The 8494-nt window shown below is 43.7% G+C and carries 6 protein-coding genes and 1 pseudogene; 4 read left to right on the top strand and 3 right to left on the bottom strand.

The genetic code is table 11. The annotated features are described in order from the left end of the window. Positions 1–131 precede the first annotated feature (131 nt). Positions 132–1910 carry a 4Fe-4S binding protein gene (locus Q0954_RS31485; protein WP_299465135.1) on the bottom strand — a complete coding sequence of 593 codons (1779 nt, stop codon included), beginning with the start codon at positions 1908–1910 and terminating at the stop codon, positions 132–134. Positions 1911–1915: 5 nt separating this feature from the next. After that, positions 1916–3262: an FAD/NAD(P)-binding oxidoreductase gene (locus tag Q0954_RS31480; protein ID WP_299465132.1), complete on the bottom strand. Its 1347-nt coding sequence runs from the start codon at positions 3260–3262 to the stop codon at positions 1916–1918. A gap of 421 nt (positions 3263–3683) precedes the next feature. Between Q0954_RS31480 and Q0954_RS31475 the strand changes: the two genes are divergently transcribed. From Q0954_RS31475 to Q0954_RS31460, 4 genes are all read left to right on the top strand, one after another. Beyond that, entirely contained in the window at positions 3684–4766 is a 1083-nt protein-coding gene (locus Q0954_RS31475; protein ID WP_299465129.1) for a tetratricopeptide repeat protein, read from the top strand. Positions 4767–5102: 336 nt separating this feature from the next. Then, positions 5103–5987 (top strand): hypothetical protein, encoded by an 885-nt coding sequence (locus Q0954_RS31470; RefSeq protein WP_299465126.1) that lies wholly within the window; start codon positions 5103–5105, stop codon positions 5985–5987. Further along, positions 5972–7069, top strand: a complete 1098-nt coding sequence (locus tag Q0954_RS31465) for a glycoside hydrolase TIM-barrel-like domain-containing protein (protein WP_299465123.1) — start codon at positions 5972–5974, stop codon at positions 7067–7069. Before Q0954_RS31470 ends, Q0954_RS31465 begins: the two co-directional genes overlap by 16 nt. A gap of 133 nt (positions 7070–7202) precedes the next feature. Beyond that, the gene (locus Q0954_RS31460) at positions 7203–8174 is read left to right on the top strand and encodes a 7TM diverse intracellular signaling domain-containing protein (protein ID WP_299465120.1); all 972 of its coding nucleotides are present in this window, start codon (positions 7203–7205) and stop codon (positions 8172–8174) included. An 11-nt stretch (positions 8175–8185) separates the two neighbouring features. Here the strand turns inward: Q0954_RS31460 and Q0954_RS31455 are convergent. After that, a pseudogene (locus Q0954_RS31455) lies at positions 8186–8494 on the bottom strand (hypothetical protein); the annotation flags it as partial.

Genomic DNA, 8494 nt, shown 5'->3' with positions numbered 1-8494 from the left:
TTTTTAACCTGCGAATGCAGGCTTTGGTCAAGTATTATGCGAAAGGAAAGCTTGTCCTGTAAGGATCGAGACTTCCCTATATTAAGCCTTTCAAGTCTCCTTCGGAAGACTTAAAAGAGTGGGAGCATAAACTATTTTTTTAGGTCAATACTATCATTACCAATCAAGATAGGTTGGTCGTGAATGCGCCCACCTTCGGGAGCATTTTCCAGCTTGAGCACACCACGTGGGCATACAGTAGCACATATGCCGCAACCCACACACGAGGCACGCACAATGTTTTGCCCTTTTTGGGCGTAAGCCCGTACGTCTATGCCCATTTCGCAATAGGTAGAGCAATTGCCACAAGAAATGCACTGCCCTCCATTGGTAGTAATGCGAAAACGTGATTTGAAGCGTTGCACAATGCCCATGTAGGCAGCCAATGGACAACCAAAACGACACCAAACCCGGTTGCCCATCAAAGGGTAAAAGCCTGTGCCCACTACTCCGGCAAACGCCGATCCGATTAAAAATCCGTAGACTTTTTGTACCATGTAGGTGTCTAAAAATAGCACTTGTGATGCCCCCGTAAAGTAAGTATATAAAGTAAGCCCAGTCATTATAACAGCAAACACCAACACTCCGTGGATAAGGTAACGCTCTATTTTCCAGGCTTTGAGCGACTTGTCGGACAGTTGACGGTAAGGGTCGCCCAAGGTTTCGGCAAGTCCGCCACAACCACACACCCATGAACAATACCAACGCTTGCCAAAGAAATAGGTCATAATGGGCACAGCTATAGCAAATAAAGCAATGCCCCAGCCCAGCATAAAAATACCCAAGGTACCGGCTTTTACCATTCCGTCTATGTTGTAAGCAAAGAAAAAATCGTAGTCAAGCGGCCAGATGTTCTTAAAGTCCATATAAGGTTGGTTGAACCTGACCAATATTTCGGGAATAAGAAAAGCAAAAGCCAGCTGGAAAAAGACTACCGAAGCCGTACGCACCAATTGATAGCGGTTGTGGCGGTACTTTACTGCCATACGTACGCCCATGACCAACATAGCCACACAGTATAGCAAACCATACAAAAACCATTGGCTTGCCGGGTTGCCGCTGAGTGTTTTACTGAGGGGGTCTACCATGAGCACCCAGCTGGTAATATATTCGGGAAACCAATACAAAAAAATGTAAAAGCTAATGAGAAAACTCCCCACCAAAATACCTATCCATCCGCGCGAAGTGCCTGGATGAGTAAATACGCCATTGTTTTTGATGCCTGGAAAGGAGGCGAGCGAGGGTAAAATATAAAGCAAGCCACCCACAGCCGCCAATGCTATAGTGAGCAAAAACCATAAGGCAGGATGAGCGGCTACCCAGCCATCGCTAGAGGCTTTGGTAATAGAAAAAAGCAGGTTTTTGATTTCATAGCTACTAAACCCCTTTTTTTGGATTACATCATTGTTGATATTTTGTATGGTAGTAGCCAGTTTTTCTTTGAGCGCCTTGGCATCGGCAAAGCTTTGCGACTCTAGCCAACCTGTGTAGTCTTTGAGCGCCTTGTTTTTAAAATCGTTGAGTTCGTTGCCTTTGGGGTAAAGTTCGTCAATAGGGCTTTTACTGTACTTTTTCCCGTTTTTGGCAGCAATCGCATCTATTTCTGCCTGGCTAAAGGCATACTTTTGTTTGATTTCGGCATTGGCAAGTTCAAACCCTCCCTTCAGGTTGGCCACAAAGTTAAATTGGTCGCCAAACCGCTTACGAAACATTGGGTCTACCTGAGGCATAAGCGCCACACGTTTGTCGGCATTGGTCACGGTGGTTTTGAGCACTTCTGGGGTAAGCTGATAGTCGCCCAGGCTTAAGGTAACAATAAAGGCAATAAAGCCCACCAAAAATAAGCCTAACCCTATTTTTTGAATGTTCATAATTATTAAATGTATTGTTTTTTGCGGTTAAAAATTCTTTTCCAACTTCTGTTCTTGAGTCGAATATTTTCTCCAGTTTGCTGGTTGTAAGCGGCTACAATGGCGGTCTCATGTTGGGTATACAATTCAGGGTCGAAATTGGCATCTTTTAGGTGGGCAATGGCATGCGCTACTGATTTGCCCTGAGCAATCCAGTCGTTGCATACCTCGTGGCGCAAGCGCATGCCAAATACATTGATGCCCAGCAACTGCTGATTGCTTGCCTCATACACCAGACGCAAACTAATGCGCTTGTTGGGGTGTTCCCAATAAAAAGCTCGTTCGTTTTTTTTAAGTTCGTTCCATACCCAACCATAGGTTTGGTATTCTATATCAAAAAACTTGGCGGAGTTAAACCAAATTCCGGGCTTATACTCTGTGCGTTTGCCACACAAAGTTTGGGCAAGTGCTTCACCCATCATTCTTCCCGTATACCATACTTGCTCTATGGGGCGTCGGTTGGCAAAAGGTTCGGTAAACTCAGCACAATCGCCCAAGGCATATACATCGGGTATATTGGTTTCTAAAGCACGGTTTACCAATATGCCCCGGTTGAGGGCAATCTTTGTACCTTGCAAAAAATCTATATTGGGCACCACCCCAATCGTAAGCCCCACAAACTGGCAATCAATTTTCTCGTCATTGTGGGTAATGATATGCTGCACCCGCCCATTGGTATCGGACACGATCTCTTTGAGTTCGGTTTGTAAGCGCAAGTCTACGTGGTGGTCGTGCGTCATGTGGCGGTTAATAAGCTCGCCCTCTTCTTTGGGCATTACCCCGCCCCAAAATCGATCTTCACGTACCAAAAAAGAAACCTCTATCTGGCGGCTTTGCAGCATTTCTGCCATTTCTACCCCAATAAGTCCTCCTCCTACTATCACTGCCCGCCGAATCCCCTTAGTGTTTTGTTCCATCATTTCAAGGTCTTGCAAACTATACAAACCCTGCACCCCTTTGGCATCTATGCCCTTCCAGTCAAATTTGCGTGGCTTTGACCCAGTCGCAAGCACCAACGCATCATAATCAAGGGTTTCGTTATTGTTCAAATACAGGGTTTTACGGTCAGTGTCTACTCTTTGTACATAAGCTTTTTTGAGGGCGATTCGGTTCTTTTCCCAAAACCAATCTTCATAAGGCTTAGTATCTTGGTAGCGCATGTGCCCCATATAAATGTACATCAAGGCAGTACGCGAAAAGAAATGATCTGATTCGGCAGATACTACTGTAATGCGGTGATCACTGTTTTTGCGTACGTGGCGAGCAGTAGTAATGCCCGATATGCCATTGCCAATAATTACAATATGTTTCATTTTTTAGTTTTTGTCGGTAGTATCAATAAGCGGTGAATGCCTGACAGGAACAAGCCTCAAGTGGTCAGGTGTAGGCATTCAAAACCTTGCTCGAAAACTCCAGGCAAGAGGCAAAGCATCGAAAAAGCTCAACAATATGACCATTGAAAAAAGCTACAATTACGTCCTCTCTCTTTAATTACATTTTAAATTACTATATTTCAGTTAGCATTACAATTACAAACACTTCATTCACAAAAAATTAGGAAGTGTGATGTGTTGTTTTTGTAATATGCAAGCAATATAAATGGTTTGTGAAGTTTTTTTTGTCGGTTGGATGACACAGTACAGTTTATTGCTACCAGGCATTCATTCACTCGTGATAAATGCCCACACAGGCACGTTATTTTTTACTTTTACCAAAGCCCTAAATATTTGTTAAATGCCTAATTTACCTCACATAGACCAGCTAAACGAACAAATAGCACAGGATGCTGACAATGATGAAGCGCATTTTATGCGGGCAGAATATTATTTCAGACACCGTAGTTATGCCCAGGCAAAACTTGATTATCAGGCAGCCACTGACATTAACCCTGAGTATGGATTGGCGTATGTGGCGCTGGGGTATGTAGATACTATCGAGGGAAGTTCTGAGACAGCGTGTGCCTATTTTGAACAGGCGCGACTGTTGTATCCCACCAATAGTCAAGAGGCAGCGTGGGTACAACAAGTAATTTGGGCAACTCAAAACCTGGCGACCTACGGAGAAGATGCCAGCTATTACAACCGCAGAGGCATTAATCTAAACGATTTGAAACTCTATTGGCAGGCATTGGTTGACTACAGTCAGGCACTGGTGACTGATCCTGGGTATAAATATAGTTATTATAACCGAGGGCTTAACTACAACGAAATGGGGGAGTATGCATTGGCAATTAAGGATTTTACACAGGCAATTAGGCTTAAGCCCGATGATCCCTGGCATTATAACGACCGGGGCAACAGTTATAATTACCTGAAAAGGTATGAAGAGGCTTTGAAAGATTACTTTAAAGGCATTAGTATTGACCCAAACATTGCAGCGCTGTATGGCAATGTAGGCGATGTGTATTTTAGCCTGGGCAATCTGGAACAAGCCACACATTACATTGAGCTTGCCATTAACAAAGACCCACACGATGCTACCTACAAGGCTACCCTTGCCGAGATTTATTTGTGTGCGGGTGACTATGAAAAAGCGTGGCAAATGGTGATGCGTAACCGCACTTTGTTTGATCAATCAGAATATGCGCTTGCCAGCGATATTTTACAGTTGGTGTTGGCTTGTATATTGGGGCACACCCAAGCAATCAATGCATTGGAACAACGACTTTATATAGCAAAGCAGTTGGCAGAAACTGTAGATTGGGATTTTGATAGCTTGATGCGTTGGTTTAACAATACACAAGACCTGAGCAAAGATACGAGGGCGGATATTCGAAAATATTTGGAAGTGGCTGTTGGATTGGGGTATATAGCTTAAATCATTTATCAAGCGCTTAGGAACGTGATCGCCCCGTAAACGGGATTTCGGGCGTAGCCCTCAACAATAACCCCGATAAGAAATCGGGACTTTGAAGCTGTCCGATTTAGAACATATCCTCTTTACTGACTTTCGTTACCCCGGCAGTTCCGCCGGGACTACGAGCTTTTATTGTCCGTAGTACCGTCTCACGGTCTGGCTCAACATCCCCCGGATGTTGCCTTGCCCGCAAAAAGTGCCTCAGTCAGCCTTGAGTTTATGCCCTCAATCTCGACACTTATTTTGAACATGCTCCTTAGGTTTTGTATGCAAACACCTTTCATTGTTACTGTCAATATGAAAAAAACAATATTACTGTTGAGCTTATTTGCAGGCTTGGTACATTTTGGCCAGGCTCAACCCGACTCTTTGCACAACCTGCAAAACTACACGCCTGCCGTTGCGCTTCAAAAAGGGCAATTTGCTTACCGTTTCTGGAATTTGCTTTATACCCAAAAAGCATTGTATGCCAACGATGGGGTGAGATTTGAGAGCAGCGAGCGGATTACATATTTTACCTCGCAGCATCACTTTAGCTATGGTATAGGCAAACACCTACAGTTAGATACTGAAATATGGCTGAAGTCGGTACGGGCAGATTTGCCCCAAAACTCTCCATTGCAAGTATACCAGTTTGCTGGTTCAGACAGTATACGTACTGCCTTGGCTTATGCAGGAGCAGGTGTTCGTTGGTCGCCCCAACCCGAAAAAAAACGTTGGTCGTTGGTGAGCAAAATACTTATTCCGCTGACCCCCAATCTGGAAAGCATCGATATTGTACAGCCTTTTCTTGCCGAAGATCACCTTTGGTGGGCCAACGAAGTCTACTTCGATCAAGTAGTAGCCGACAAACTCTATACTTTTTTGCAAGCAGGGGTGTGGTGGTCTTTGCCCAAAACAAGTAGCGAGCAAAACAGCATTTTAAGGGTACCCTTTCGGGGAATATTGAGCTATTTTGCTTCGCCCGTGATCAGTGCCAACTTGCAAACAGGCTTTACGTTCCATCAGCAGTGGCAACAACCCCAACGTAGCGGCTATTGGGGTGACCTGGGCATAGGCTTGCGCTGGCAAATTGTGCCAGGTGCCCTTGAGCTACAAGCCGACTATCAGAAATATGTACTGGGCAAAAATCAGGGGGCTGGCGAAACCTTTAACTTTGGCGTGCGATGGATCAGGTTTTAAAACACTGGGGCTGGGCTGTTTGGGTGGCAATATGGGTCACTGCTTGCCAAACCTCTCCCAAAACCGAGGCAAAGCATACCAAGCCACAAAACGAAGAAGTTATTCATCGGCTGACAAAAAAAATTGACGGGGTGAGTTTTGTAAGTGCTGCCCAACCACCCAATGATCAAACTTTTGCTCCAATACGTCAGCGTGTATATGCCGATTGGGTAGCATTGGTACCCTATGCTTTTTGCTTCAAAGATTCTACCCAAATACATTTTGACACCCCTCGACAATGGCAGGGCGAAACCACCCAAGGAATGATTGCTTATGCTAAATATGCTCGTAAACAACACCTAAAATTGATGTTTAAACCACATTTATGGATCATTCGGGGTGGTTTTACGGGCGCACTCAATTTTGATTCTACTACCCAATGGCAGGCTTGGGCAAAGTCTTATGAAGCCTACATTTTGCATTATGCCCACCTTGCCGACTCGCTTCAGGTAGAGTTGTTTTGCATAGGCACCGAACTAGAAAGTTTTGTAAAGGCACAGCCTCAGTTTTGGCAACAATTGATCGAAAAAATAAGGAAGGTATACCGAGGCAAACTCACCTATGCGGCTAATTGGGACGAGTACAAACGGTTTCCTTATTGGGCAATGCTCGATTATATAGGCATAGATGCTTACTTTCCTTTGGCAAAAGCCGCTACCCCTACCTTACCCCAGCTCAAGGCAGGCTGGCAACACTGGTTGCATGAAATAAGTCAGGTACAAAAACATTATCACAAGTCAGTGCTTTTTACTGAGTTTGGTTACCGCAGCATTAACTATACCGCCCATAAGCCTTGGGAGTCGGGCAACCATCGTCAAAAGGTAAACCTTGCCGGACAAGCCCAGGCACTGGAGGCACTTTTTCAAGTTTTTATGCCTCAACCTTGGTTTGCCGGAGGCTTTGTCTGGAAATGGTTTGACGAAGGTGTTCACCGTATCGATGTTACTACCCACACGGGCTACTCGCCTCAACACAAACCCGCCGAACAAGTACTGAACTTGTGGTATAAAAAAATGGGGGATGCTTCCTTTGCTACGCAATAGCTTTTTTGGCTGAATTGGATAAATTATTGTTGGAATTTCAGTATATGCTTGCGTACCATAACCTGAATTGTTTTATACCGTTACATAGAACAATAAGACGCGTAAGCCTTACTATTTTATACGAACTCTTACTATGAACAGAATTATTATTACCTGGTTGGTAATTATTATTACCTGCTATGGTTCATCAGCACAAAAAACCTACATCGTCTCACAAAAACAAGCTACTTACTCCCTCAGTCAATCCTTAGAAATCCTCGCCGACTCCACCCTTCAACTTAAGTACCCAGCCGTTAAAAACCAGCCTTTTATCCTTTTTAGTAAATTCAATAAAAAAATTCATCCTCATGAGGCTTATTGGGGGCGCCTTACCCTGCAAAGCCACCTAAGCTACGACGAAAGCTTTGTGTTGTACCTGGGCTCGGCCAATTATGGTGAGGTATACATAGAAAGTCAACAAGGACTGATCAAAGAAAAAACCGGCAGGTTGGTACCTTTGTCACAAAAAAAAATAAAAGAAGGACGCAATGCTCCTGTACCTTTGATATTGCCTGAAAAATCAGATCAACAGCCAGTAACGGTGTACTTCCGCTTACGTAATGTTGATCATCGTCTGGTAAACTTTGTACCTGTACTGTATACCCAAACTGCCTGGGGAGCACGGTTCAAGGCTCGAAACCTTGTACAGGGTATATTCCATGCCATTATCTGGACGCTCATCATTTATCAGTTGAGTTTGTTTGTTTTACTCAAGTACAAAGAACAGTTTTATGCCCCCGCCTATTTTATAGGGTTATCGGTGTATTATGCTTCAGTATATGGCATTATACCTGAGTTTTTTCTAGGCGAAGCCCCTCATATCAACGAAGGGCTCTGGATCAACTCTCTGGCTTTGCATACGGCATTTCTCTATTTACTGATCAGGGCTTTTCTCAATACCAAAAAGCATTTCAAGGTTTGGCACAGCATTTTCACCGTATTTATTGTATTGCATGTAATACTTGCAATTATTACCTTGATCGTTACTCTTAGCACGTTTAACCTGGGACTCCTTTTAGTAATATTACAGGCTATATACAGTTTTACTTTACCTCTGATTACTTAAAACTCTACAGATTATTCATTACCAAATGAAAACCTATTTAAAGCATCATTGACTTGCTCTGGCGAGATGTTTTGTTGTTCAAAAAATCTCTGAGCAAGTTTGTAATTAATAATTTGGGCAAAGCCATTTAAGATGAAATGTCTGGTTATTTTCCCTTTTCCTCCTCCCAGCTGTGCAATCCACTCAATGGTTTTATCTTGTGTGAGTTGATCCTCTATTTCATAAAAGTAGCCTGCAACAAAATAAATGAGAGAAATAAGGTTTTTAACCACATTGTAGTCAGGTATCCTATTGTCTTCCCAGCCCAAGACCTCCTTACA

Origin of the sequence: uncultured Microscilla sp. (genome assembly GCF_947493425.1) — a bacterium.
Classification (GTDB): Bacteria; Bacteroidota; Bacteroidia; order Cytophagales; family Microscillaceae; genus Microscilla.
Note: the sequence above shows the minus strand (reverse complement) of the source record. Positions and strands in the feature narration are given on the sequence as shown.

Bases quoted from the DNA above. Each gene is read 5' to 3' on its own strand.
- Q0954_RS31470 (WP_299465126.1), top strand. From the start codon at position 5,103: ATGAAAAAAACAATATTACTGTTGAGCTTATTTGCAGGCTTGGTACAT.
- Q0954_RS31460 (WP_299465120.1), top strand. From the start codon at position 7,203: ATGAACAGAATTATTATTACCTGGTTGGTAATTATTATTACCTGCTAT.
- Q0954_RS31465 (WP_299465123.1), top strand. From the start codon at position 5,972: ATGGATCAGGTTTTAAAACACTGGGGCTGGGCTGTTTGGGTGGCAATA.
- Q0954_RS31475 (WP_299465129.1), top strand. From the start codon at position 3,684: ATGCCTAATTTACCTCACATAGACCAGCTAAACGAACAAATAGCACAG.
- Q0954_RS31480 (WP_299465132.1), bottom strand. From the start codon at position 3,262: ATGAAACATATTGTAATTATTGGCAATGGCATATCGGGCATTACTACT.
- Q0954_RS31485 (WP_299465135.1), bottom strand. From the start codon at position 1,910: ATGAACATTCAAAAAATAGGGTTAGGCTTATTTTTGGTGGGCTTTATT.